A 25,927-nucleotide genomic window follows, 5' to 3' on the forward strand; every position below is an offset into this window, starting at 1 on the left:
AGAGAGCACCCACACCCCATGGCCGCATCCTCCCCCCGTACCAAACGTCTGTCCCTCGCCGCCCTGGCCGTCCTCGCCCTCACCAGCACGGCGCTCACCTACCAACTCCACCGCACCCCCGCCGGCCACGCCGACCCCGCGGCGTCCGCCCCGCTGCCGAGCCACCCCGACGCCGGCGCCGCCTCCTACACCTACGACCGCCTGTCCGGCCCGGCCAGGACCGTTGTGCGCGACGCGACGGGAGGTGTGGCCGCCACCTTGACCGACGGCGCGCGCACCGCCGTGCTGACCGGGCCCAGCCGCACCTTCACCGAGCCGCATACCACCAAGGCGAAAATCGTCACCGACAGCTGGGTACGGCTGATGCCCAAACCCTGGAAAGCGGGCACCGAGAAAGAGAAATGGTTCACCGACTGGTTCGCCGCATTCCACCACAGCACACGGCCTGACCTGCTCGCCATCTCCATGGAGTACGTCAAAGGTGCGCCGCGGAAGAAGGACCGGCAGGGGCTTCGCTACGCCGGCCCCGCCACCTTCGGCCCACCCGATCCGCACGGCTCACCAGCAGGCGGCCCGCACCGCAGGCCGTCGGACTTCTACCACTACCTGGGCAGGCCCTGGACGTTCCCCGACCGGAAGAACGCCCTCCCCGACAAGTCCCGTTACGGCGCGGTGGATTCCTCCGGCTACGTACGGCTGGTCTACGGCTACCGCGGCGGCTATGCCCTCCTGGGCACCGACCGCGTGGGCCCCGGACTGCCGCGCACGACCAACGGGATCGCCTCGGTGGGCCCCGGCGTCCCGGTGATCCCCCACCGCGGCGCACGCCCCTCGGAGCTGGACACCCTGCAACCCGGCGACCTCGTCTTCTTCGACACCGACCGGCAGAACGGGCCCCGCCTGGACCACATGGGCATCTACCTCGGGCTCGACACCGACGGCCACCCCCGGTTCCTCTCCAGCCGGGAGAGGAACAACGGCCCCACGTTCGGCGACGCCGGCGGCAGCTCACGCATCGACGGCGCCGGCCTCTACGCCAACAGCCTGCGCGAGGCCAAACGTCTGTGACGGCCGGTCGACAGAGACCACCAGGGGCCGGGCACACCCCGGCCCCTGGGTCGCCGCCGCGGGTCGCCGTCCTGGTGTGCAACGCAACGGCCACTCCAAGACCACCCTGCTCCAGCACATCCTCAGCAACCGGGAGGGCCTGCGCGTCGCGGTCATCGTCAATGACATGAGCGAGATCAACATTGACGCGACCCGCCACCTTCTCCTTCCCCCGGGACAACGGAGCGACCCGTTCCAAGGGCTTCTGGCTGGCCAGCCGTCCGAATGTCACGGGATGGTGGTCACAAGCGGGGGCCGCCGCACGCTTCGAGCCTTCCGGGGCTTGTGATGCCGACGACCGCCAGGGCCAGGAACTGGTCTTCACCGGCACCGGGTTGCGCACCGAGGCACTGCAAGCGGCCCTGACCGACTGCCTCCTGGCCGACGGGGAACGGCTCACCCACGACCCGTTCCCCGAATGGGAAACGTACGGCCTCGGCCTCGACGACGCCTGCGAACTGCCCAACCCGGCACTCACGAAGGTGCACACGCCGGTTCCCCGTGCACACGCAGAGCGCGGGCACCGGCGCATCGGCATATAAGCGCTGGCGCGACGTGCAGCGGCAGAACTTCAGTCAGCCACCGGCCTCCACGAGCCCCGCCTATCGGTGATGGCGGCCGGATGCTTCAGCTGAGACCTGACTGCGAAAACCGCCTCGGGCCCGGGTGTGGGTGGAGCCGGCGCCGTGACCCGTCGCGGGAGACGGCGCCATGCTGCTCAGGACAGAGACTTCGACGTCGGAAGAGGTAACCAGCCCGGAACAACGTGGCGTTGAGACATGCCTCCCGCGGCGGCGCCGCCCCCGGTTCGCGGCCTCCGCCCGACAGACGGCCGGCAGCGGCTGGAGCCGTTCGGCTCAGCTTGTCGTGTTGCGTCGCCGTCGGCCGGAACGACTGGTCAACATCAGGACTCCACGCCAACCCGCCACCATCGATCTGCCGAAGCTCGGGCTACTTCGGCGTCGTACTGACCTGCGTCGAAGTGAAACGTTGGGGGCCGCACCTCGTCATGGGGGACCTGCCAGTCGGACCATTCCACGATGTCCCCGTGCCTTTGCACGAACACGGAGAGATAACCGCAACATCCGCCCGTGCACTCGGGCTCTCCCAGCACGACGCTCCGCCCCGCACCGGTCGCCCACAGCAGGCTGTGACCATCGGCAGGCAGGACCTCGTGCGCCAACGGACCGCGCCCCTCGCCAACCGCCTCCGCAACCACTTCTTCGCCGTCGACCCACAACTGCAGCTGGGCAGGCCACCGGGGCCCTGGCGGCAACACGCTGACCCGAAGTCGATTCAACATCCGATCACTCTATGGGGCAGCGGCCCTGCCGAATCCCGAGTGCCGGGGCCGGGGCCGGGGGCCGGGGAAAGGTTCTGCGGGGCCGTCGCGCCTTTTCTTTCGTGTAACGGTGTGGTGCTGGGGGGACTGGGGAGTTGGTCGGCTCTGGTGGACCGAATGGGGTGACGGCTGGGCCTGGAGGAGGCTTGTGCCTGTCTCATCCCAGGACCCCGGGATTGGCCTCTGCATCCGCCGGTATTGCTGTGCGCCTGGGCACACTCGGTCCGGCGCGGTACGTCGGGAGGATGTGCTCATCATCGCCACCCTGGCCGGACTCCCCCTGCTGGGCCACGGCCAATCCCGTACCGCATCGCCTCCACGTCGCGGCGACGGGAAGTCGGTCGCGGGCGGCCGGTTCACCGAGGCAGTGCGGGCCACGCTACGTACACTTACTGGTCCTTGATCCGTACCCCGACTACCGCAGGGCGCGGACCGCGGTCGACGCGCGGCTCAACGTGGCGAGCGCGGCGGGCGCGGCGCTGTTGATGTTGACGGAGCCGGCCGACTCCATGTGACGTGAGGGTTCACCGCCACGGAGAGTAATCGAATGGTGAAGTAGGTTCTGGTCCTCTTCGGCGAGCCATGCGGCTCGCTCGACCGCATGCGATCAATCCGGTGCGAGGGACCACCGTGATCGTCTTGCCGACGCCCCAAAGCAGGACAAAGCTGTTCATGAGGGCATCGGCGGCCTCCTGGGGCGGAGACCAGGTGCAACCCGGCCAATCAAAGATCAAAGGGAGAGGGAGTCATGACGACGCAGAAGTCCGATTCGTCGGCGACTCCAACGGACGCCGCGCCGACCGTGTCCAGGCAGCCCGACGGCCTTGGCAAGCGGGTCGGGGAGGTAGCGGAGATCACCGTTCTCCTGGATGCCAAGCCAGGCGGAGCTGAGAGGTTCCGCCAGAACGCCGCCAAGATCCAGGACGACGCCTTTCACTACGAGAAGCTCGTCGGAACGGTCCATGACTTCCGCGTCACGTTCATCAACAATGACACTCAGGTCATAGGTGCGGTCACCTATGACGGTGACTTCAAGCCGTACATGGCTGACATCTTCGCCAACGCCGGGCCATGGTTCGATGAGATGTTCGAGGGTGTCGTCGAGGGCTACCCGGGGGCCAGCGATCCTGGCATCGTCGACTGGTTGGCGCCGAAGATCGTGGAGGCCGACATGTGGTACGCCTCCAATCCCACCCTGACGGTCGAGGACACCGCCAAGGCGCAGAAGGTCACGGAGGCGTTCAACACGTTGCTGGATGCAGTGGCCGACTAGGGCCGTAGCCCTGACATGGACCATCGCCCAGGTGGTGCGGCATCGGCGCGCCGCCGCCGCACCGGGCCCCTCCAGCAAAGGTCGCACCGTCATGTCCGACCATCTCTCCGGCACCCGCGCCGAGGCCGATCCAGCCATCGACCTCGCCGACCTCTACGCCTTTCCCGGCCCCTCGCGGACCGATCGGCTCGTCCTCGTCATGGATGTCTTTCCCAATGCCCGCCCCGGGGCTCTTTTCTCCGACGCCGCCAGCTACCGGTTCCGCGTTCGTCCCGCAGCCATTACGGCGGATCACCCCGGATCGCTCTTCGAGGTGGGCCCCGATGAGTATGCGTTCACCTGCACCTTCTCAGGACCGGTCGAGTCGGGCGCCGACGGAGAGGTGGCGCAGTGGGGAACGTGCGTCCTCCCGAACGGGGAGGCGGTCGCGTTCCAGGTGAATGACGAGCGCGGCGGCGAGGGCCGTGGCGTCCGCGTCTACGCCGGGTTGCGGCTGGACCCCTTCTTCATGGACGTCGGCAAGGAGGTCGAGACACGGGCGGAGCGGCGGCTCGCCTTCCTCCCTAAGGGCACCAACACGCTGCAGGATGTCGATGTTCTGACCATCGTCGTCGAGTTCGACGTCGCCGGGCTGCTCGGATCGGCCTCCGGCACCGTCTACGCCATCGCGGCCGAGACCGTCACCGCCGGCCCCTACCCCCTACGCCTCGAGCGGCTCGGCCGCCCCGAGGTGAAGAACGTGCTCATGTCGGAGAACGGGGTCGACACCGCGAACAAGATCGTGGACCTGCGGGATCTCTACAACGGGGAAGACCCGTTCCGGCCTGATCCGCACTACGTCAGCGCCTATCGCTCACGGCTCAACGCCAACCTGGCCTTCTTCGACGGTCTCGACGGCAAGCGGGACTGGACGACGCAGCCGGACGGAACGCATCCGCTGACCGACCTCCTGCTCGCCGACTTCCTGGTCGTGGATGTCGCCAAGCCGTACTCCGAGAACAGCTACTTCGAGATCGAGCGCGCCCTGCTGGAGGGGCGGCAGCACACGACCTGCGGCGGCCGGTCGCTCAACGACGATGTCATCGACACGCTGTACACGCTTGTGGTCAACGCCTTCCACGGCCCACGGGTCAGCGACGGCGTCGACCGGGCGACCGCGCCGGCCTCCCGTGAGTTCCCGTATCTGCCGCCGCCCAACCTCAACCCGCCTGAGCCTGTTTTCGTCCCACCGGCCGCCGCAAGCTGATGAGCGGCAACTCCACAGCTACCGGCCGGGTGAGCAACGCGGTGCGACTCGACGCGGCGGGCGGTCCGAACACGACGGCAGGCGTCATCGCCATCGGCAACCTCGACGCTCGGATCGAGGGCCTAGCGGGGCAAGCGGCACGAGGAAGCCTGACGACTGACGGGTGGGTCGAGTGGGTGGAGCTGACCGCCCTGCGCGGGCACGTACTGGGCCGCATCGACGAGGCCGAGCGCGCTGCGTCGCTTGCCGAGGCGTACGTCGACCAGGCCACGCGGGATCCTCGCTCCCTCGTGGCCCGGGCGAGGACGGCGGCCCTCTTCCATCGGTTCCCGGCGGCGCTGGCCGATCTCGACGCCGCGGCTGCGCTGGGACTCGATCGCCGAAGCCTGGAAGAGGAACGCGCCGCTGTGTATCAGGCGGTCGGACGGTACGACGAGGCACTCGTGCTCCATCGACAGGCGCTGTCGAGACGGGCTGACCTCAATACCCTCGGCGCTCTGGCCCGCTGTCACGCCGAGCGCGGCGAAACGGTCGAGGCCGAGAAGTGGTTCCTGGCAGCGAGACGCGGTTATCGCCGAACCAGTCCCTTCCCGCTCGCGATGCTTGAATTCCAGTGCGGGCACATGTGGCTGGCCCACGGCGACCTGGTCGGCGCGCGCGCATGGCTGGAGTCGGCGGGCCGCCGGCTGCCGTCCTACGTGCCGGTGCAGGGGCACCTTGCCCACGTGGATGCTGCCGAGGGTAGGGCGACACTGGCCATCGACCGTCTTCGCCGGGTTGCGCACGCCAGCGACGATCCCGATTACGCGAACTGGCTTGCCCATGCCCTGGAGCAGTCGGGGGCGGCGGCGGAGGCACGGGTCTGGAACGCCCGGGCAGCCCTGCGCTATGACGAGTTGATCGCGCGCCACCCCGAAGCCTATGCCGATCACGCCGCGGAGTTCTGGCTGACCGCCGGCGACCCCGACCGAGCCCTGCGGCTTGCGTTGCAGAACCTCGCGCTTCGACCGACCCCACGTGCCCGCGCACTCGTCGATCGCGCGAGATGCCGTGTCGGAGAGCTCCGGTAGAACCAGTGATTGGTACAAATCGGCCGATGCCTGACCGAGGGGACGACATGACAACGACCGAACGCTCAGCCCTGCAACTGGATGAGATCCAGGGCATCGTGCTGCGTACCCGGCCGTCACCGTATGTCGGCACCTACATCCTGCTGCGGGTGGACGATCCCGGCGCCGGCCGTGAGCTGGTGGGACGCCTGGCCGGCCTGGTCGACTCCGCCGCCAACTGGTGGCAGCCGCCGCTGCCGGCGCTCCTCAACGTCGCGGTGACCTACCGGGGGCTCGAAGCGCTCCAGGTGCCGCAGACCTCCCTGAACAGCTTCCCCGAGGAGTTCCGGCAGGGGATGGCGGCACGGGCCGAGTTCCTGGGCGACACCGGCGAGAGCGCACCCGCACACTGGGAGCCGCCCTTCGGCACCGGCCAGGTGCACATCGTGCTTTCCCTCATCGCCGCCGACCAGGAGTCACTGGCGGTCGTCCTCGAACGGGCGCGTCAGGCGCGCGCGCAGCTTCCGGGCCTGCAAGTGGTGTATCGGCAAGACCTCTACCAGCTGGCCTCGGGGCGCACCAGCTTCGGCTACAAGGACGGCATCAGCAACCCCGCGGTGGAAGGCAGTGGCTCGGAGAACCCACCCGGTGGTGGTCCCACCCTCAAGGCCGGCGAGTTCGTGCTGGGCTATCCCGACCAGACCGGAAACCTGCCGCCGATGCCGCAGCCGGAAGTGCTGGGCCGTAACGGCACGTTCGTGGTCTGGCGAAAGCTGCACACGCGCGTCGCCGCCTTTCGGCAGTATCTCAAGGCGAACGCCGGCAGCCCGGAAGAGGAGTCGCTGCTCGCCGCGAAGATCGTGGGCCGCTGGCCGAGCGGAGCCCCGTTGATCCTGACACCTGAGCGCGACGACCCGGACCTGGGGGCGGACGAGCAGCGCAACAACGACTTCCTCTACGCATCCGATCCGCATGGCGCGGTCTGCCCGCACGGTGCCCACGCCAGGCGTGCCAATCCGCGTGACTCGGAGATCATCGGTGACGTCGACCTCCACCGTCTGATTCGCCGGAGCACCAGCTACGGGCCACCGCTGCCGGCCGGCACCCTGGACGACGACGGCGCCGACCGCGGCATCGTGTTCATCGCCGTCAACGCGCACCTCGACCGCCAGTTCGAGTTCGTGAAGTCGCAATGGTTCAACGACGGCAACTTCACCGGCCTCGGCGTGGAAAAGGATCTGCTCACGGGCGACAACGACGGCTCGGGCATCTTCACGATCCCCCAGCGCCCCGTCCGGCGTCGCCTTCACGACGTCGAGCGCTTCGTCATCACCCGTGGCGGCGAATACTGCTTCCTCCCGAGCCTCAGCGCTCTGCGCTGGCTGGCCAACCTTGGCGCCTGAGCTCGCCGTTGAGACAGAACGGCGCGCGCGGCCACTAGCCGGCACTGATTCCGGTGCCAGCGCCACCAGCGTGATCCAGGAGTCGCGTTCGATGCGCACCCTCCGCTCGCTGACGTCGAAGGTGCGCATCCGGCGGTAGCAGCTGCCGTTGTCGGGTCGCGATGCGTCCGATCCGAGGAGTTCACTGCTCCGAACGCATGGGAGCCGGCGGGTGCAGGACTCGGGCGCACTCTGATTTCGCCGCACGGTGTGTGTCACTGCGTTGCCGATTTCTGTGGGTCACTTCCCGGTGGCCGGTACGAGGCGTGAGGTGATCACAGGTGCGAGGAAGTGGCCGAGGAGAGGGGCGGTGATGATCGCGCCCAGGGCGATGCTCCAGGCGACCGGCCCGAGCGGGGTGCAGCCGAAGAACTGGCTGATACCGGGGGTCTGGATGATGGCGGCGAGGACGGCCGCGGAGCCGAGTCCGGCCACCAGGACGTTGCGGTCGGTGCCGCCGGCGGTGAGGGTCTGGGCGAGTTGGGTGCCGACGACTGCGGCGAGGGCGACGGTCGACGCGCGCCGGCCGCGGCCCGTGAGGCGGGCCACGGTCCAGGCCAGTCCGGCGCCGAGGGCGGTGATGACGCCTCGCAGCAGCATCTCTCGAGTGAGGGCGGTGCCCAGGGAGCGGTGGGGGCCTTCGGCGAGGAGGCGCTCGCCGGTCTGGCCGGACGGCTCGCGGACCGCGATGGCGAGGGAGGGGGCGAGGTCGGTGAGGAGGTTCACGAGCATGATCTGGCGTGCGTTCAGCGGGGTGGTGCCGGTGAGTGCGGAGGCAAGGACGCTGAAGGTGACCTCGCCGAGGTTCCCGCCGATGAGGATGGCGAGGGCCGCGCGGACGGTGGTCCACATGGCCCTGCCTTCCATGAGGGCGGAGACGATGGTCTCCAGCCGGTCGTCGGTGACGACCAGATCCGCGGCCGCGGTCGCGGCGGGGGTGCCGCGGCGCCCGAGCGCGATGCCGACGTCGGCGAGTCGGATGGCGGGAGCGTCGTTGGCTCCGTCGCCGGTCATGGCCACGACTCGGCCGATGCGCTGGTAGGCCTGGACGATCCTGACCTTGTGGCTGGGGCTGCAGCGAGCGATGACATCAACGGTGGGCAGCAGTTCGTCCAGCGCGTCGTCGTCGAGTACGTCGATCTCCGTCCCGGTGCACACCTTGGGCTCTGCGCCCTTCTCGCTGATGGCGGAGGCGATGGCGTCGGCGGTGGCCGGGTGGTCGCCGGTGAGCATCACGGTGTGCACACCGGCCTCGCGCAGGCGTGCCGTCGCGGGCGCGGCGCTGTCGCGTACCGGGTCGCCCAGCGTGAGGAACCCGAGGAACTCGAGGCCCTGTACGGCTTCGTCGGTGAGGTCCTCGCCGGTCTTCATGCTGCGTTCCGCCACGGCCAGGACCCGTTGGCCGGCTGCAGCGAGTTCCTCGGCCGCTTCAGCCAGGGCGCGCCTGGCTGAAGCGTCGAGGGTCACCGGCCCGCCCGGCTTCCGGCGCCCGGTGCATCGGCTGATGACGTTTTCGGGTGCTCCCTTGACGCTGAGCAGGGCACCGCGGCCGGTGTGGCCGACGGTGGCGTGGTACGCCCTGGCCGGCTCGAAGGCAAGGGCGTCGGTGCGTCGCCAACGGGGCGCGCCGGTGCGGGTGGTGATCTTTGCCCGGTGAGCGCCGTCGGCGATCGCCCGGTCGGTCCGGTGAGCCATCGGTTCCGACTGGCGGGCGGGCGGCGTGGCCCGCAGTGCCGCGGCGAGGACTTCCTTGCGGGGGGTGTCGAGCCGGTCGAGGGCGAGGGTGTGCTCGCCGTCGCTGACGCCGGAGAGCTCCAGGGTTCCTTCGGTCAGGGTGCCGGTCTTGTCGAAGCAGAGGACGTCGGCGCGGCCCAGCGCCTCGATGGTGCGGGGATTGCGTACGAGGGCGCCGCGGTCGGCCAGGCGGCGCGCGGCGGCGAGCTGGGCGGCGTTGACGAGGAAGGGCAGGCCCTCGGGTACGGAGGCGACGGCCAGGTTGACCGCCGAGGCCAGATTGTCGGTCAGGGGGCGGCCGTGCAGGAGCCCGGAGAGGGCGACCGCGCCGGCGGACCCCAGGGCGATGGGCATGCTGGCGTGGGTGAGTGAGGAAAGCCGGGCCTCCACGCCGGTTGCCGGTGCGGCCTGGCGGGCGGTGGCGAGACTGCGTCCTGCTTCCGTGGCCAAGCCGGTCGCCACGACGACGGCGACGGCCCGGCCGGCGGAGACGGTCGTGCCCTCGTAGAGCATCGAGCGGCGTCCGGTGAGGTGTGCGGCGACCACCGGTGCGGGATCCTTGCTCACGGCCAGGGATTCCCCCGTGAGGGAGGACTCGTCGACCTCGAAGCCTTCCGCCTCCAGCAGACGGCAGTCCGCGGGCACGACGTCCTCGGGCCCCAGACAGACGATGTCGCCGGGGACCAGATCGCCCGAGGTGACCAGCTTCTCCCGTCCCTCGCGCCGCACGCAGGCACCGATGGCCGACCGGGCGAAGAGCTCGGAAAGTGCGCGCTCGGTATTCACCCGCTGGAAGCCGCCGACGAGTGCGGACACGCCGGTGATGGCGGCGACCAGGCCGGCGTCGGTCCGGGACCCGACCGCCGCAGCGAGAGCGGCGCCGGCGGCGAGGATCGGGGTCAGCGGGTTGGAGAGCTCTTCGATGAAGGCGTGCGGCAGGGTCAGCTTCGTTGGCTCCCCTGTGTGCGCCTCGGCGCCGCGAGCGGTTGCGTCCTGCGCGGAAAGGCCCTCGGGGCGGGTGCGCAGCCGCTCCATGACGCGGTCGACGGGCATGAGGTGCCAGGGGATCCGGGTCACGGGCGGGGTGAGGGGGCGGCTCAGGAGCTGCCGGGCGCGCCAGGCGCCGATGCAGAATGCCACCGCCCCGGCCGTGTTGCTCACCGCGAGCACCCGCGCGGTCGCGCGCCGGGCCGGCCCCTGCAGGGCGGCGACAGCGCCGATGCCGCTGCCGCCCGCGGCCACGTAGTGGCTGTCGCGGTCGACCACGGCAGCCACCCCCACGGCGTCGACGATCAGGCCCGCTGCCTCAAGGTCCGTTCCCACCAGAATGTGGGCGCCCCAGGGCGTGTGCTCGTCCTCGCGGTGCACGCCGATCGCGCAGTCGGCCGCGCCCAACGCGCGGCGATCGGCGGCGACCAGCAGAACGACCGCGCCGTCGGCCTGGAGGCCACGGACCGAGTCGGCCAGGCGATCGCCCGCGGGCACAACGGCATCGGCGAAGGTGAAGCCGGGGGCGTCCCGGTCGGACGCCACCACCACCCGTGCGCCGGCCCGTCGTGCCGCCGCGGCGACGGCCTCGGCTCCCGGGGCCGACTGGGTGCCCAGTCCCGCCACCGCCTGGAGTTTATGGCCCCGGGCCAGCCCGAGGATCTTCTCGCTGCCGCCCCGCCTCAGCCGCTTCGCCGCCTTGCGACCGGTCCGCCCTTTCAGTTTCAGCTCGTCCAGCGGGCCCAGCACCCAGCCGCCCGCGCGACTGACCGCCAGCGGCGTATCGGAGTCGAAGAGCGAGAACAGCCGCTCGGAGACCTGCTCGGGATCAGCGCCTTCCAGCAGTTCCAGGTCCACCGGCTCGTACCGGTCCCCGCGAAGAGCTTCTTCCTCCAGGAGGATGGTGTCCACCTGTCCCAGGCGCCGCAGCGCGGTACGGTCCATCGTCACGACACCGCGCAGTGCCAGGTGCCGCCCCAGAGCCGTGGCGAAGCCCTCACGCCCCGCGCCGGGTGACTTCGGCACCGAGGCCACACCGACCGCGATCGCCTTGCGGATCCCGGCGAACGGCAAGGCGGCCACACCGGCGGCGATGCCCGCAGCCATCGACCGCTCCGCATACCGGTCGGCGCCGTCCTGGGGCGGTGGGCCGGCCCGGCCGGTCGTGACCGCGGCGGCCGAGGCTTCTTCCGGCCCCCGGACCAGCGTGGCTTCGCGCTCGCGCCACGTGGCGCGTTCGACGCTCGCCTCCCGCCACACCGCCAGACGTTGCAGCACATCCAGGGCGAGCCCGCCACCGCCCGTGGCCACGCCCTGCACCAGCGCGCCGATCACCGGGAGCAGCGAGTCGGCCTGGTCAGTCGGGCTGATGTCCTCGACCAGGTGACGAAGGCGCGGATGGTAGCGAACGGCATCGATGCCACCGGCGATCTCCGGCGGCAGGCCGAACCACGGAGCGAGCCGCCGGAACGTCACCAGAACCAGCCCCAGCGTGTCCGCCACCAGTGCCGGCACCGCGGGGAAAGGCGGCCCCTCCGCCGGGTGATGCGGTTCCGGTTGCCACTCGTCGAACGCTTCCGCATCCGCGGCATGGTCGCCTTCGGCCTGCTCCACCAGCGCGACCAGCTCATGCGCGTCGGGAGCAGGCGAGCCAACCGCAATGATGACCCGTTCCATGGGCACGTTCACCCGCGCCCACAGCACCCCCGGATGCTCCTCCACCGCCCGCTCCACACGCCGGGCCACGGCCTCGCCCCCCGCGCCGTGGACACCGAAGACAGCGATGTAACAGCGCTCGGACGACCACCACACCTCACGCTCAGGACCCCCCAGGAGTCCTTCCGCCACTCCCCAGACAGCCCGGACGCCGGATGTCGCTTGCGAGGCAACGGCGGAGACGACCGAACTCAGGACGGGCGGCATTCCGAAGGCCGAGGCACGCTCCGGCGCCATGAAGCATGCCTCCTCGCATCAGCCGGTGTGAAGGAACCTTCAGAGGCAGTCTCACCGAAGCCCATGAAGGGGGCGATACGGGGTAGACCTATCGATAAGGGGTCCATACGTTCATGATCGAACAGGCGAGGCGATACTCGTGACCTCCACACCCCGAACGCCCCCTCCGCCCGGCGCCGCAACCGACACCCCAGGTGGGCGCCCGGCCGAGCCCCCTCCCAAGGCCACCCCGCCACCGTCGGCAGCGAAGCGCACGGTCACCCTGACCATGCCCTCGTCCACCCAGGTGGCGAGCGGCGTTCTGGACGCCGTCATGGCGCCCATCGCCGTAGCCCGGCGGGTCCTGCCCGCCAAGAAGGGCCTCCCGCTCTACCTGGGCCTCGGCGTCCTCGGCGCCACAGAAGTGCTCGAATGGCCCGTCGCCATCGGCATAGGGGTCGGCTACGCCGTCCTGCGCCGCGGCGAAGGCGTACTCGCCGCACCGGCAACCACCACCGAAGAAGGCGCCACCAAGGAGGAGTCCGCCGCGACGACCGCACGCGCGATCATGACCCCGGACGCCACCTGCGTCGGAGCCGACGAGACCGTCCTGGAAGCCGCGAAGGAGATGACCGAACTTGGTGTCGGGGCCCTCCCCGTGCGCGGCACCGACGAGCGGCTCGAGGGCATGCTCACCGACCGCGACATCGTCGTGAAAGTCCTCGGCGCGGGCAAGGATCCCGCCAAGGTGAAGGCCGGCGACCTCGCCCAGGGAGAAGTGGTGACCGTCGACGCCGATGATGAAGCCGAAGCCATCCTGCGGACCATGAGCCGGCACAAGGTGCGCCGCCTGCCGGTCATCGAGGACAACGCGCTGGTCGGCATCGTCACACAGGCCGACGTCGCACGGACACTGCCCGACCCCAAGGTCGGCGACCTGCTCGAAGCCATCTCCAGCTGACGGAGAGAACCCCGCCAGTGACCATGGTCAAGCGCGCGGCATCGATGAGCGCGGGGCATGTTGTTCGGCTGTTCGGCCCTGACCGTTCGCCGCGCCGTGATGGTGCACAGGCCGTCGCGCTTCCGCCGGTGAAGTGCCCTCCGGGCGCGGGGTGATGTCGCCGCCCGGGTGGCCAATGCCAGAGCTGCCAGGTCGTTTTGGTGGATACCCGCCCGGTACGCGGACGGCCAGCGCACGGTGACCAGCACACGGACGGCAGGGCAGTCGGCGACTCTTCGGCAGGGTGGGTCAGCCGGGAACGATCAGGTCGATCCCGTAGGCCGCGACCGCGAGGCACGCGGCGAAGCACAGCACGGCCGTAACAGCTGCCACTTTCTGGTGCCGGCCTCGGGATACGTCGGGAGCGGGCTCCTCGTGTCCGGCACGGGCCCACGCGGCCAGGCCGAGCGCGAACATCACGACGACCACCACGGTGATCCCGAGGCTGACGCCGAAGACCCCGGCCAGAGCGCCCCAGTCGATGTCCATCCCGCGGCCCCTTCCTCGACGACGCCCCAGCCTGGTCGAGCCACCTCAGGCGGCCGACCCGACGGTGGACTCCGCAACGCTTGCCGGCACCTCGTTGACGTTCTCGGGGCTCACCGGACGGCGACGCGAGAGCATGTAGAAGCCCGCGGCGGCGGCCAGGGCAACGCCGGCCACCAGGGCCACACCCAGAGTGCCCTGGCCGGCCACCCACGCCGCCACGCCCCCCACCACAGCTGCGGCCGGCAGGGTGAGCAGCCACGACACCGCGATCCGTCCGGCGACTCCCCAGCGCACCTGTGCCAGCTTGCGGCCCAGGCCGGCGCCGAGGATGCTGCCCGTGCACACCTGGGTGGTCGACAGCGCGAACCCCATGTGCGACGAGGCGAGGATCACCGCGGTCGCGCTGGTCTCGGCGGCGAAGCCCTGCGGGGGCTGGACGTCGGTCAGTCCCTTGCCCATGGTCCGGATGATGCGCCAGCCGCCCGCGTACGTCCCCAGGGAGATCGCCAGGCCCGCGCTCAGCACCACCCACCACGGCGGCCCCGCGCCGTGGTCCAGCACCCCGCCCGCGATGAGCGCGAGGGTGATGACGCCCATCGTCTTCTGCGCGTCGTTGGTGCCATGAGCCAGGGCCACCAGGGACGCCGATCCGATCTGCCCCGCGCGGAAGCCCTTCTCGACGGCCCGGGTCGCGGTCCTGCGGGTGATCACATAGGCGAGGTAGGTCGCCAGCACCGCCACCACGCAGGCCACCACCGGCGAGGCCACCGCCGGGATCACGATCTTCTCGATGATCGCGCCGAAGCGCACGGCCGATCCCCCGGCCCCCACCCACACCGCTCCGATCAGCCCGCCGAACAGGGCGTGGGAAGAGCTGGAGGGAAGTCCGAGGAGCCAGGTGACCAGGTTCCACAGGATGGCCCCGATCAGCCCGGCAAAGATCATCACCAGGGACACCTGACCGTCGTTGACGATGCCCCCCGAGATCGTCTTGGCCACTTCGGTGGAGAGGAAGGCGCCGGCCAGATTCAGCACACCGGCGACGGCGACGGCCACCCTCGGGCTCAGCGCACCGGTCGCGATGGAGGTGGCCATCGAGTTGGCGGTGTCATGGAATCCGTTGGTGAAGTCGAAAGCCAGGGCGGTGAGGATCACGGCCAGGAGCAGGAAGGAAACAGATGCCATCCCCGGTCCTTCACATCGAGAGCGGTCCAGCCGCGCGGGCCCACCGAGCCATGTGGACCTTGTCTGCGAACCGCCGCTCCTCTCCACGCTAAGTGCCGCTCCGGAGCGCCGCCAATGCAAGGGCAAGGGCGTAGGTCGGTCCTGGGGGCGCATGGTCCGCCGCCGGGAATCACCCCGGGGCGGGGCGTAGCGTGGAGTGACGGATGCAGATCCGAACTCGGAGCGGTGCGCTGCGGCGAGCGCTCCTGATCCCTACGAGCCGCACGAACCCAGCGAGCTCAGGTGACCGCTCCGAGTGAGTGGGTGCGGGCCTGGAGGGGCCCGCCGACGTCGATGACAGCCTGGGCGCCGACGGGAAGACCGGCACCCGCATCGCTCTTGTCCGGGGCTCCCGCGGAATCCCTCGGGCGCTGAGAGACGAAAGGCCACTCATGCCTCGATCCATGCGCGCGCTCGTCGCCGTAGAGGCCGGCGAGCCCACCGATGTCCTGCGGCTGGAATCCCGGCCTGTTCCCACGCCGAAAGCCGGTCAGGCGCTGATCCGTGTGAAGGCGACTCCGATTCACGCCAGTGATCTGCACGTGCTACGCGGCCGCTACGGCTTCTCCCCCAAGTTTCCCGCTGTCGGGGGCCACATGGAATGCGTTGGCCGTATCGCGGGCCTGGGCCCGGAAACCGAGGGACTGAAAGTCGGTGAGCGCGTGGTGGCCGCTGCGGTCCCGGCGGTGCCTGGGCCCCCGGTGGCCGGCACCTGGCAGGAATACCTCGTTGCTGACAAGCGCAGGCTTCTGCCGGTCTCCGACCATCTGAGCGACTCCAGCGCCTGCCAACTCGCCGTCAACCCGTTGACCGCTCTGCTCCTCGTGACGCACGAACTCGACGTACAGCCGGGTGAATGGCTGTTGCAGACGGCCGCGGGCTCCACCGTCGGCCGGCTCGTCATTCAACTGTCCAGGCACCTGGGTATGCGCACGATCAACGTCGTGCGGCGACGCGATGCCGTCGAGGAGATCAAAGCGTTTGGTGGTGACGAGGTCATTTGCACTGAGGACGAGGACCTGTTGCAGCGTGTGGCTGAGATAGCGGGGCCGGTCGGCGTGCGGAAGGCCGTCGACTGTGTCGCGGGCCCCGTGGGTGCCCAGGTGTCCCAGGCATTGGCTCCGGGAGGGGAGGTCGTGGTCTACGGCGCACTCTCGACCCATCGGCAGACCGACCCTGCGGCGCTGACGATCCCGTTGCAGGCTCGCTCTGTCATCTACGAGACCAAAGCAGTCCGTGGCTTCTGGCTGAACCGCTGGTTCGGCACTGCCTCGCCCGAGGATGCGCTGCGCGCGCTGTGCCGGGTTCGCGGTCTCGTCGCCGATGAGGTGCTGAGCATCCCCCGGGGCCAGCCGTTCCCGCTCGAACGCTTCGCTGAAGCCGTCTCGCTCGCCGAAGCACCCGCACACGGCACCAAACCGCTCTTCGTCTTCGAAGACGGCCGGGAAGAAGGTGACGGATAGGAAGCGGCCCTGCCGGTGCGCCGGCGCTGCGGCCGCGGCCTGCCAGGGCTGCCGGGCGAACGTGGCCTGGCCCGAAAGCCCACCCATCCCTCAGCGGACCGCATACCCGATCCAGGCTGCGTGACGAGCCAACAAGCAGCCGATCGCGCACCGTTGTCGCAGCGAACAAGATCAAGTAGAGTCCCCGACGTGAACACCGGACCGGCGCTACGCCACACACGGATGGGCCACCCGGTGGGGGGCTGATCGCACAGCGGGTGCGCAGAGGGCACCCCATCAGTTCGGCACGCGGACCTCCCAGTGCTCGTGCACTACGAGTCCGTTATTCGTGTCGAACAACAGCGAGGTCAACCGAATGCCCGCCACTTTCAATCACACCATTATCGCCGCCAAGGACCGCAGCGAGTCAGCTCGATTCTTCCGCGAGCTGTTGCAACTTTCGGAAGCACCGTCCTGGGGCCCGTTCACCAACGTCCAGCTCCACGACGGCGTGCTACTGCAGTTCGCCGAGCCGCCGGTGGAAATCCAGATGCAGCACTACGCGTTCCTGCTCGACGACGAGCTCTTCGATCGGGCATACCAGCGACTGTGCGATCGCGGCATCGAGCACTGGGCCGATCCGCAGATGCAGCGCTCAGGCGAGATCAACAACGAGCACGGCGGTCGCGGGGTGTACTTCAAGGATCCCGCGGGTCACGCGATTGAGCTGATCACCCGCGCGTATCTGTAACTGAGGCAGCGCCTGGTCGGGCACCCAAAGCGCGGCGCCCGGCCAGGCAACCCATCGGTGAAATTTCCTGCTGCCCCGGGGCACTACGGCGGTCGTGCAAGCCGCTCTCGCCTGCCGCTGCGATGGGCCTGCGGCGGCCGGCGTACCGGCCCGTTACCCGGAGGTTCTGCCAACCGACGGACTGTCAGGTCCCCCAACCACGCGTGCTGCCCATCTGGTTCGGCAACATCGTCCACCTCCACCGCAGGTGGACGACAAGCCGAAACAACCGCTCTGTCGTATCGAACCGGTCCGGTGGAGCGGCTGGCCCTTGCCGCCTCACATCGGGCGGATGAGGCAGGCCCGGCACCGCCACACGTCCCATTCGGTATCGGCATACTCACCTACTCGCCGACCTCACGCTGAGCACCGCCCCAGTCGTACGAGAGCGGCCACCGCGAGACTGCTGTAGGCGTACGTCGTCTTACGGCGGAGTACGAAGCGCTCCTCCTACTCTGCCTCTGCAATGCCACTCGGGGCACTGCCCGCTCGACGCCGCCACATGGGCCGTGGTGACCTACAGGCCGGACGGAGCGGGGGCGCTTCCGCGGATTCCCGCGGGCAGGGGTCCGCTCGCACCGCTCCGGCCGGTCCCGATCGGCTCCCCGCCGCGAGCAGTGCGGCGCTGACGAGTGTGGCGAGCAGGTCGATGTCGGAACCCGCTTCGAGTCGGACCGTGACCCAGCCGGATGCTGTGGGCAGCTTGAGGGCGCTCGACTTCTGCAGCGCCGGGCGCAGCCTGTCGATCATGCCGTAGGTCAAATGTACGTCCGCCTCGTTGCCGCCATGGAAGTGGACGATTTCCTGGGTGCCGGCGCATAAGCAATGCCGTGCCCCGCAACGCGCACGACCCTGCGAGAGCGCCGGCCAATCAGCGAGACGTGCGTTCGCGTGTTCGACCAGGTTCATATCGTCAGCCTGCCCGATCCCGATATACGGGCATAGGGCTGCGGCGAAGGAAACCGGAACCGGGCGGGGCAGTGGCACGGTGGCAAAGCTGTGCGGAGCTTGTCGTGTGCGCTCCATCGGCCGTCCACGACGTCGTCAGCTGTCGGGCTCAGGCTGGGATTCCGACGAAGCCGAGATGTTCGAGAGGTTCAGCGCCGCGCACGCGATGGGTAACTGTCGAACCGGCCTGCGGCCGGCACAGGGGGCGGCCGCAGGACGGTCCCGCCGGAGCAAAGCCGGTGCCTCCACTTCCCCGGCGGGCTGGCGTGGCTCATGACGTGAGCCGCGCAAAGATCGAGCAGATCAGGCCCAGGGCCGCTTCATCACCGGCGCCGCCGACATGTCGGTCGGGTAGCGGCGTTGGCGTGGCCCCGTGGTCGCCGGCGTTCACGAACCTGTGCGCCAGGCAGTCACCTGCGAGAGCGACCGAAGTGGACCCCGCTCCCACCTTGCCGTACAACCGCGGCAACAGGACCTCCTGGACAGCTCGTTGGCGTAGATACCCGTCGAGCTGCCAAGAGGCCCTGTTCTTATGCGCGGCAGTTGCCACGATCACCCCGTCGGGACCCCCGCCGTGCCCCTCAAGATGGGAACGACGACAGCCAGTCAGGCAACGGCACGGGCCGGCACCGGGTCTGCAATCCTCCGGCTACCTGCCGTCCGCTGCCTTGGAGCCAGCTTCCGACTGACCCCGGCCAGCCGCGGCCCCAGGTACGCGCCTGGCATCGCCCCGTGTCGTGACCGGCTCCGGGTGCTCCCATGCCTCGGGCAACAGCAGCACGGCCAGGTTCGCCGCTGCCACGAGCACCGCGCCTGCCAGCAGTGGTGCCGAGGTGCCGAGGAGGGTGGCAACCGGAACGGCCACGGCCAGGCCCAACGGGCGGGCGGCAAACGAGATCAGCGCGTCGAAGGAGCCCACCCGCCCGAGCACCTCCGGCGGGATGCGGCGCTGGATGGCGGTCTCCCACAGCGGGCTGAGCACTCCTAGCCCGAACATCGCCAGGAAGTACGCAGACGCCGCCCAGGGCAGCGCCAGTCCCAGCCCGAAGGCCGCCAGCGGCAGCGCCAAGACGGCCGCGCCCACGGCCACGCCGACCAGCGGGCGGCGCATCGGCAGCCGTCCTGCGGCAAAAGCACCGACCAGCATGCCGACGGTCCCCAGCTGGGTCACCAGGACCCACGCGCCGTCACCGCCCATGCTCCGGACAGCGATCAGCGGTCCCAGGGTGAGCAGGAAGCCCGCCGCCAGATGCCATACTCCATGGCCCAGCACATTGGTGAGGAACCAGCGGTGGCGCCGGGTCTCGGTCCAGCCTTCGCGCAACTGCGCCCGGAACCCCGGGTGGCCGCCGTCGGCCGGCCTGGTGGCCCGGCGGGTGTGCAGGCCGCCCAGGGTGGTCGCAGAGCCGATGAAGAGCGCGCCGGTCAGTAGCGAGGACCAGCCGGCGCCGAGCATCAGCATCATGCCGCCCGCCGTAGCAGGGCCGGCGGTCTGGGCCAGGCCGGTGGCGACGTCCAGCCGCGAGTTCAGCCGCAGCCGCTGGTCGGCGTCGACGGTCGCCGCGACCAGGGTGCGGACCGCTGGGGTGCCGAAGGCGACCGCGGCGCCGGTGACCGCGGCGAGCACGGCGAGGTCGGGCACCCGGACCAGGCCGCAGAGCAGCTCCGCGCCGATCGCGGTCTGCGCCGCGCCCCTGAGCAGATCGGCAGCGAGCACGACCCGCTGTGGCGGGAAGCGGTCCGCCAGCACGCCGGCGACCGGCAACAGCACCAGCATGGGCAGCAGTTCGCAGGCCAGCACCAGGCCCAGATCCCCTGCCGAACCCGTCGAGCCCGCGGCGTGTCCTCGAAGCAGCGCGAGCGTGAGCGTGGTGGGTATCAGCGCGGTGGCCAGCGCCGCGCAGGTACGGCCGACCAGCAGTCGGCGCATGGGTTGCGTCATGCCCGCATAGTATTTCGCCAGCTAATCTTTCGTCACCTAAATATAAGGTGACGTAGCATACTGGGGGCATGGACACCGAGAGTCAGGGCCGGGAGCAGCCCGCAGAAGGGGACGACTCCGTCGACGTGCACCTCGCACGCTGGCGCGGCAAGGCCCCCTTCGACGCGCGGGTGGAGGGGATCATCACCCGTATACAGCTCCTGGCCAAGCATGTCGGCCAGGCCAAAGACCGCGCCCTGGCCGAGGTTGGCCTGCAGGAGTTCGAGTTCGCCACGCTGCACCGGCTCGGCGCGCGCGAGGCCCCTGGGCGGGCCACCCCCTCCGAGCTGGCGGCAGAACTCATGCTCTCCCCTGCCGGCATGACGGGCCGTCTGGACACCCTGGAACAGTCAGGGCTGGTGCGGCGGGTGCGCAGCAGTCAGGACCGTCGCCGGGTGGACGTGGAGCTCACCGAGGCGGGGCGCACCCGCTGGCTGGCCGCGATGGAGCGGCGCGGGCAGGCGGAGGACTCGATGGTCGCCCCGCTCGGCCCGGCAGATCAGGACGCGCTCAGCACCCTGCTCAAGCGGATGCTGATCCAGGCGGAGGCGGACAGCCGACACCGGTGAACCCCGAGCCGATGGTGTTGCTTCTCGCCGTCAGGTCTCCGTATCCCGCCGGCCGCCGCTGCAGCTGCCCGAGGACACTCACGTTCGACCGACACTCCGCCAGATCGGATGGAAAGCAGCGTCTTCTTCGCGCCCGGGGTGTCTGGATTGCTCAGGCCGGGATCGCCGAGGGGAGCTCTCAGTCGTCGATCGCCTGGTAGAGCGTGGTCCAGAAGTCGAGCATGAGATGTACCGGATCCGGGACGGACGCCCCGACCTGGGTGAGCAGGATTCCGGTGAGCTGGTTGGCCGGGTCGGCGTAGGTCGAGGTGCCGCTTCCGCCGTCCCAGCCGAACTGGCCGACGGGCGCGTAGTCGCCGCGGTAGGTGCGCACCGCCATCCCGAAGCCCCAGCCGCCGTGCTGCCCCTGGCCGAACGACACATGGACGTGGTCGCGGGCCAGGGTCTCGCGCGCGGCCAGTTGCTCGGGCGTGAGGCGGTTGGTGGTCATCAGCTCGACGGCGGCCCGGGAGAGTATCCGTTCGCCCCGGTGCATCCCGCCGTTCAGCAGCATCCGGAAGTAGGCGTGGTAGTCGTCGGCGGTGGAGACCAGCCCACCGCCGCCGCCGGGGAACGCCGGAGGCGAGCTCCACCGGCCCCCCTCGGCCTCGTCCCACACGGTGAACTCTCCGGTCTGCGGGTCGGGGGCGTACAGGGTCGGCAGCCGGTCGATCTTGTCGGCGGGCACATGGAAACCGGTGTCCTTCATGCCCAGCGGCTCGAAGATGCGCTCGCGCAGGAACGACTCGAAGGACTGGCCGGAGACCCTGGCGACCAGCACGCCGACCAGGTCGCTGCTGATCTGGTACTGCCAGCGTTCGCCGGGCTGGTGCATCAGCGGAAGCGTGCCCAGGCGGCGCATCCACTCGTCCGGCTCGGGCATCGGCGTCGGCAGATTGGGCGTGAGCCCCTGCTCGAAGACCGCGTTCATGATCGGAGTGCCCAGCACCGTCATATCCATGCCGAGCCCGAACGTGGAGGTCAGCACGTCCCGTACGGTGATCGGCCGCCGCGCCGGCACGGTCTCGTCCAGCGGGCCGTCGATCCGCTTCAGCACCTGCCGGTCGGCGAGCTCCGGCAGCCACGTCTCCACCGGGTCGTCGAGGCGGAACCGGCACTCGTCGAGCAGGACCATGGCCGCCGCGATCGACAGCGGCTTGGACGTCGAGGCCATCCGGAAGATCGTGTCCCGGCGCATCGGCGCGCCACCATCGTGGCGCATCGTCCCGATCGTTTCGACATGGGTCTGGTCACCCCGGCTGAACAGTGCGACCACGCCGGGGATCTTCCCGGAGTCGACATGTCGGGCCAGCACGTCGCGGATTCTGCGCAGTCCTGTTTCGGAGAAGCCGTTGTGCCGGTCGGTGAGGGTGGTGGACATGGTGGTGTGCTCCTTTGAATGAACGGATTTCCTTGAACGGACGGGTGGTGGGACGCGGTTCTTGTCGGCGCCCGGCGTGTCTGGAGGGCTCAGGCCGCCTCGTCCTAGGGGTTCTCGCCCTCGGATGACCCGGCCCTGGTGGGGAGAGTGGATTGCCGGCAGCCGAGGCGGTCGGCAATCACCTCCAGCACCTGTTGCAGGTCGCGGGACATGCGTGCGCGCAGGCCGATTTCGGCGATTCCGTCGGCGAAGCCCGGATGGTCAGGCAGGACCCGGTGGACGCGATGGGTCACCCGGGTGCCTGCGGGGCAGGCGGAGGCGGCGTGCACCCCGGCGTACCAGCTCTGCACCGCCATCATGGAACGGGCAGGGTCCACCTGGATCTCCACCGGCTCCACGGCCCCGGCGAGCTCGGCGCGGTAGGCACCGGCGCCGGGCCCGGCCACGACGGTCATCGCCCCCTGTCGTGCCGCCGCAGCCCTGGCCAGCACCAGCAGGTTGTCATCGCCCACCCGCCCCCCGGCGACGGCGAGCAAGAGCGCGGCGACCGCCTCAACGGGCGCGGCGAGCGTCCCGCCCACTTCCCAGCGGGCGGGAAGCGCGTCCAGCTCGGTGAGGAGAGAAGACGTCGTGTGCATGGCGAAGAGCCTCGACGCGGCGGCCTGTCCGGGACAAGCCATGCCGCGCCTTCCGGGACGCCGGATGTTCCACCGAGACCATGCTGACCTGTGCTGTTACGCCGGCGGACGGCTGTTGCCCGGGTGTCCCGGGACGGGACGGGACACCCGCTCCCCACCCGGGACGGGCTCAGCAGACCCGGGCCAGGGTGGAACGCGCCTCCGGCACCAGGTAGTCGATGCCGTTCGCGGTGGCGATCTCCAGTGCCGCCCGCAAGTGCCGTGCCGCGGCGTCCCGGTGGCCCGTGGTCAGGCAGGACTCCGCGTAGGAGAGGTGGCTGCGCGCCCTCCAGTGCGGCTCACCGACGCGTTCGAGGATCCGTACGGCCTCGGCGTGCCTGGCGGCCGCCTCCTCGACGCGGCCGAGGTGGTGCAGAGCGACGGCGACGTCCGTCAGGCTGATCGCCTCGAACACAGCGTGCCGGGTCGTCCGATTGATCTCGGCGGACTGCTCGGCGAAGTCCAGGGCGGCCTCGGCGTCGCCCAGGCCGAGTGCCGCCCAGCCGAGCACGTCCAGGCACATGCGCTCGGTCTGCCGGTCCAGCCCACGGGCGGCCTCGATCCTCTCCGCGGCGATCTCGTGGGCCTCGTGGTACTTCCCCAGCTGCACCAGAGCGGTTCCGATGGCGGTACACACACGCAGGCGAACAGCGGACCCACGGGCCAGCGGCAGCGCGGCGGCCTCGCGCATGACGGCGATGCCACCCTCAGCGTCGCCGGTGTACATCCGGGCCTCCCCCAGCTTCATCAGGGAAAGAGCCTCGCCGTCGAGGTCGCGCTCCGCGGCCATCAGCACGCGGGCCGCCTCAAGTCGCGGCGCCGCCTCCTTCATGAGGCCGACGCGCATCATCGCGGCGCCCAGCAGGTACCGGTGCGAGGCGAGCATGCGGCGGTCGCCGAGCCTTTCCGCGGCGGGCATGCTGGCCTCGAGCCCCCTGATCAGCCGTGCCACTCCGCCACGCCGTGCTTCGGAGAGCAGGGCGAGCTGCCCGAGCCCGACCGCCGGCGCGTCGATGCCCAGCTCCACGGCGAGCGAGAAAGCCGCGGTGAGGTTGGCCCACTCGGTTTCCATCCAGTCCACGGCCGTGTCGTAGACGGACAGGTCGGGAAGCGCGGGGGGCGGCTGGGTGACGATGACCGGCAGCGGGATGAGGACCTCGACCAGCTTCTTCACGGCCAGCATGCCGCTCAGGTAGTAGTCGCCCAGCCGGGCGATCGCCGGTACCGGGTCGGCCGCGGCGTCGTCGGAGCGGGCGGCCTGCCGCAGCAGGTCGTGCATCCGGTAGCGCCCCGCCGCCGGCTCCTGCACCAGGTGGACGTCGACCAAGTCCTCCAGCAGGGAACGGGCGTTGGCCAGCGGGATCCCGGCCAGCGCGGCCGCACCGTACGCGTCGATGTCGTCGCCCGGTACCAGGCCGAGCAGCCGGAACATCCGCCGCTGGGCGGGATCGAGCTGCCGCAGCGACATCTCGAACACGTCCGACACCGCCAACTCCCCCTCGCGCAGCCGCTCCACCAAGGTGTCGAGCGTCCACGCGGGCCGGTGCCGCAGCCGCGCGGCAGCCACCCGGATGGCCAACGGCAGGTTCCCGCATCGGCGCAGCACCTCGCCGACGTCACCGGGCCGGTCCCCGCCCGCGGAGGCAAGGAACAGCTCCGCCGCCTCTTCAATCGGCAGAACGTCCAGCGAGATTGGCTGAACGCCGTCCAACTCCACCATCCGCCGGCGGCTGGTGATCACCACGAAGCTCTGACCGGCGCCGGGGAGCAGGTCGCGCACGTGATCGGCGTCGGCGGCGTTGTCCAGCAGCACGATCGCGCGCCGCGTCGCCAACTCCGAGCGCCACAGCGCGGCCCGCTCGGCGACCCCGTCGGGAATCCTGCCGGGCGGCAACCCCAGCGCGGCCAGCAGCACGCGCAGCGCCTCCGCCGGCTCGACCCGCTCCCGGCCCGGAGTGAACCCGTGCAGGTCCAGGTACAGCTGACCACCGGGGAAGTCAACGGTCAGCAAATGCGCGGCATGTACGGCCAGCGCGGATTTACCCACCCCGCCCATGCCGTCGATCGCCACCACCGAAGTTTTCCGCGCGGCACCGAGGAGGGCGTCCAACTCCGCCCGGCGCCCGGTGAAGGCGGTGATGTCGTGCGGCAGGTCATTGCGCGCCGGCGGAGGGGCAGCCGCGCTTGCCTGGCTTGGCTGCGGCCTGTCCTTGGCCCGCTCCCACACCTCACGCAGTGCCCTGGGGTCACGACCGGCTGCCTTGCAGAGCGCCACCACCGTCGGCCACGGCGGAACGGCCTGGCCGGAAAAGTAGCGCGACAGCGAGGAACTGCTGACGTTGATGTCACGGGCGAGCTCGCGCAGACTCCGTCCGGCCAGGTCACGAAGCTGCCGCAGCAACCCCGTCAACTCCTCGCTCACTCTTGCCAGCCTCTCTTCACATCCACGCGCCGATATTAGAGGGACTGGAGTGACTGAGCTTGAAGTTGATGGTTTCCCCTCGGTCGTCAGCCATCGGCCCGACCGACCCCCTCATCCGGTGGCCCTGGGTCGTGCGCCGCGCTGCACGGAGACATCCGCCTGGTGCTGAGACGTCTCCCGCATTCCGACGGGGCGCCCTGACCTGATTGCCATCGGTCCGACGCCGCCTGACGGAAGCGCATCGTGGGTGGCGAGCACGCGCTTGGGCACGGCGCTGCTGGAGCCGGAAATCCACGTGCCCCTCCCTCGGGGCTGGGCTACCGTCCGCTCCCATGACCTGGCTACCGAAGAATTTCCTCCATCCCGTCCGCGTCGATGTGCCCGGCGGGTTCCATCTGAGGCCGATCCGGGGCGCCGACACCGACCTCGACTACCCCGCGGTGATGGGGTCGCGAGAGCGCCTGTGGGCGATCTACGGTCAGGCGTGGGGCTGGCCGCCCGCCACGATGACGTACGAACAGGACCAGGAGGACCTGGAGCGGCACGAGAGGGAGATTGCGGCGCACGAGTCCTTCAACTACGCCCTGTTCGACGACGCCGGCACCGCCCTGCTCGGCTGCGTCTACATCGATCCGGCGCGCAAGGTGGGTTTCGACGCGGAGATTTCCTGGTGGGTCGTGGACGACCGCGTGGGAACCGCGCTCGAGCACGCCCTCGACGCCTTGGTGCCGCGGTGGATCACTGACGAGTGGCCCTTCGAGCGTCCATGCTTCGTCGGCCGGGACCTGTCCTGGCAGGAATGGCTGGCACTGCCGGACGCCGCCTGATTGTCGATGCGCGTGACCTCGCCGGT

18 protein-coding genes and 2 pseudogenes are annotated in these 25,927 nt (G+C 70.1%); 12 read left to right on the forward strand and 8 right to left on the reverse strand.

What is annotated here, in order from left to right:
* The first annotated feature begins 18 nt into the window (after positions 1 to 18).
* The 7 genes and pseudogenes from ACZ7MX_RS00130 to ACZ7MX_RS00160 all read left to right on the forward strand — a co-directional run bounded on the left by ACZ7MX_RS00130 (position 19) and on the right by ACZ7MX_RS00160 (position 7,420).
* Entirely contained in the window at positions 19 to 1,068 is a 1,050-nt protein-coding gene (locus tag ACZ7MX_RS00130) for an NlpC/P60 family protein (protein ID WP_472127795.1), read from the forward strand.
* Positions 1,069 to 1,144: 76 nt separating this feature from the next.
* Positions 1,145 to 1,258 (forward strand): annotated as a pseudogene (locus tag ACZ7MX_RS00135) (GTP-binding protein); the annotation flags it as partial.
* A gap of 25 nt (positions 1,259 to 1,283) precedes the next feature.
* Positions 1,284 to 1,649 (forward strand): annotated as a pseudogene (locus ACZ7MX_RS00140) (GTP-binding protein); the annotation flags it as partial.
* A gap of 1,548 nt (positions 1,650 to 3,197) precedes the next feature.
* Entirely contained in the window at positions 3,198 to 3,722 is a 525-nt protein-coding gene (locus ACZ7MX_RS00145; protein ID WP_030410754.1) for a hypothetical protein, read from the forward strand.
* A 91-nt stretch (positions 3,723 to 3,813) separates the two neighbouring features.
* Positions 3,814 to 4,968: a DUF4331 family protein gene (locus ACZ7MX_RS00150; protein WP_472127797.1), complete on the forward strand. Its 1,155-nt coding sequence runs from the start codon at positions 3,814 to 3,816 to the stop codon at positions 4,966 to 4,968.
* Positions 4,968 to 6,038: a tetratricopeptide repeat protein gene (locus ACZ7MX_RS00155; protein WP_472127799.1), complete on the forward strand. Its 1,071-nt coding sequence runs from the start codon at positions 4,968 to 4,970 to the stop codon at positions 6,036 to 6,038. The genes ACZ7MX_RS00150 and ACZ7MX_RS00155 overlap by 1 nt, the downstream gene beginning before the upstream one ends.
* A gap of 47 nt (positions 6,039 to 6,085) precedes the next feature.
* On the forward strand, positions 6,086 to 7,420 hold the full coding sequence (locus tag ACZ7MX_RS00160) for a Dyp-type peroxidase (protein WP_472127801.1): 1,335 nt from the start codon (positions 6,086 to 6,088) through the stop codon (positions 7,418 to 7,420).
* A gap of 279 nt (positions 7,421 to 7,699) precedes the next feature.
* Here the strand turns inward: ACZ7MX_RS00160 and ACZ7MX_RS00165 are convergent, their stop codons facing one another.
* Positions 7,700 to 11,926 (reverse strand): cation-translocating P-type ATPase, encoded by a 4,227-nt coding sequence (locus tag ACZ7MX_RS00165; protein WP_472127802.1) that lies wholly within the window; start codon positions 11,924 to 11,926, stop codon positions 7,700 to 7,702.
* Positions 11,927 to 12,680: 754 nt separating this feature from the next.
* Here ACZ7MX_RS00165 and ACZ7MX_RS00170 point away from each other — a divergent pair.
* On the forward strand, positions 12,681 to 13,073 hold the full coding sequence (locus ACZ7MX_RS00170; protein ID WP_472129222.1) for a CBS domain-containing protein: 393 nt from the start codon (positions 12,681 to 12,683) through the stop codon (positions 13,071 to 13,073).
* Between the two features lie 288 nt (positions 13,074 to 13,361).
* Here the strand turns inward: ACZ7MX_RS00170 and ACZ7MX_RS00175 are convergent, their stop codons facing one another.
* Both ACZ7MX_RS00175 and ACZ7MX_RS00180 read right to left on the reverse strand, forming a co-directional pair.
* Entirely contained in the window at positions 13,362 to 13,601 is a 240-nt protein-coding gene (locus tag ACZ7MX_RS00175; RefSeq protein WP_030410760.1) for a hypothetical protein, read from the reverse strand.
* Positions 13,602 to 13,646: 45 nt separating this feature from the next.
* Entirely contained in the window at positions 13,647 to 14,786 is a 1,140-nt protein-coding gene (locus tag ACZ7MX_RS00180) for an inorganic phosphate transporter (protein WP_472127804.1), read from the reverse strand.
* Between the two features lie 443 nt (positions 14,787 to 15,229).
* Here ACZ7MX_RS00180 and ACZ7MX_RS00185 point away from each other — a divergent pair, with 443 nt between their 5' ends.
* Complete coding sequence (locus tag ACZ7MX_RS00185) at positions 15,230 to 16,288, forward strand: zinc-dependent alcohol dehydrogenase family protein (RefSeq protein ID WP_472127806.1); 1,059 nt, start codon at positions 15,230 to 15,232, stop codon at positions 16,286 to 16,288.
* A gap of 355 nt (positions 16,289 to 16,643) precedes the next feature.
* Positions 16,644 to 17,018: a VOC family protein gene (locus ACZ7MX_RS00190; protein WP_472129224.1), complete on the forward strand. Its 375-nt coding sequence runs from the start codon at positions 16,644 to 16,646 to the stop codon at positions 17,016 to 17,018.
* A 489-nt stretch (positions 17,019 to 17,507) separates the two neighbouring features.
* Here the strand turns inward: ACZ7MX_RS00190 and ACZ7MX_RS00195 are convergent, their stop codons facing one another.
* Together ACZ7MX_RS00195 and ACZ7MX_RS00200 are read right to left on the reverse strand one after the other, a co-directional pair.
* Positions 17,508 to 18,083, reverse strand: coding sequence for a luciferase domain-containing protein (locus tag ACZ7MX_RS00195; RefSeq protein ID WP_472127808.1), 576 nt, complete (start codon positions 18,081 to 18,083; stop codon positions 17,508 to 17,510).
* A gap of 571 nt (positions 18,084 to 18,654) precedes the next feature.
* Entirely contained in the window at positions 18,655 to 19,947 is a 1,293-nt protein-coding gene (locus tag ACZ7MX_RS00200) for an MFS transporter (protein WP_472127810.1), read from the reverse strand.
* A 68-nt stretch (positions 19,948 to 20,015) separates the two neighbouring features.
* Here ACZ7MX_RS00200 and ACZ7MX_RS00205 point away from each other — a divergent pair, with 68 nt between their 5' ends.
* On the forward strand, positions 20,016 to 20,555 hold the full coding sequence (locus ACZ7MX_RS00205; RefSeq protein WP_472127812.1) for a MarR family winged helix-turn-helix transcriptional regulator: 540 nt from the start codon (positions 20,016 to 20,018) through the stop codon (positions 20,553 to 20,555).
* A 178-nt stretch (positions 20,556 to 20,733) separates the two neighbouring features.
* On the opposite strand, the gene ACZ7MX_RS00210 is transcribed toward ACZ7MX_RS00205, so the two are convergent.
* The 3 genes from ACZ7MX_RS00210 to ACZ7MX_RS00220 form a co-directional block, all read right to left on the reverse strand.
* A complete protein-coding gene (locus ACZ7MX_RS00210; protein WP_472127814.1) occupies positions 20,734 to 21,975 on the reverse strand; it encodes a serine hydrolase domain-containing protein in 1,242 nt (413 codons plus the stop codon).
* A gap of 104 nt (positions 21,976 to 22,079) precedes the next feature.
* Positions 22,080 to 22,613: a hypothetical protein gene (locus ACZ7MX_RS00215; RefSeq protein ID WP_472127816.1), complete on the reverse strand. Its 534-nt coding sequence runs from the start codon at positions 22,611 to 22,613 to the stop codon at positions 22,080 to 22,082.
* A 169-nt stretch (positions 22,614 to 22,782) separates the two neighbouring features.
* Positions 22,783 to 25,074 (reverse strand): ATP-binding protein, encoded by a 2,292-nt coding sequence (locus ACZ7MX_RS00220; RefSeq protein WP_472127818.1) that lies wholly within the window; start codon positions 25,072 to 25,074, stop codon positions 22,783 to 22,785.
* A 332-nt stretch (positions 25,075 to 25,406) separates the two neighbouring features.
* On the opposite strand from ACZ7MX_RS00220, the gene ACZ7MX_RS00225 reads away from it, so the two are divergent.
* Positions 25,407 to 25,901 carry a GNAT family N-acetyltransferase gene (locus ACZ7MX_RS00225; protein WP_472127819.1) on the forward strand — a complete coding sequence of 165 codons (495 nt, stop codon included), beginning with the start codon at positions 25,407 to 25,409 and terminating at the stop codon, positions 25,899 to 25,901.
* Positions 25,902 to 25,927 lie beyond the last annotated feature (26 nt).

The sequence above is a fragment of the Streptomyces sp. NPDC107765 genome (genome assembly GCF_055657085.1).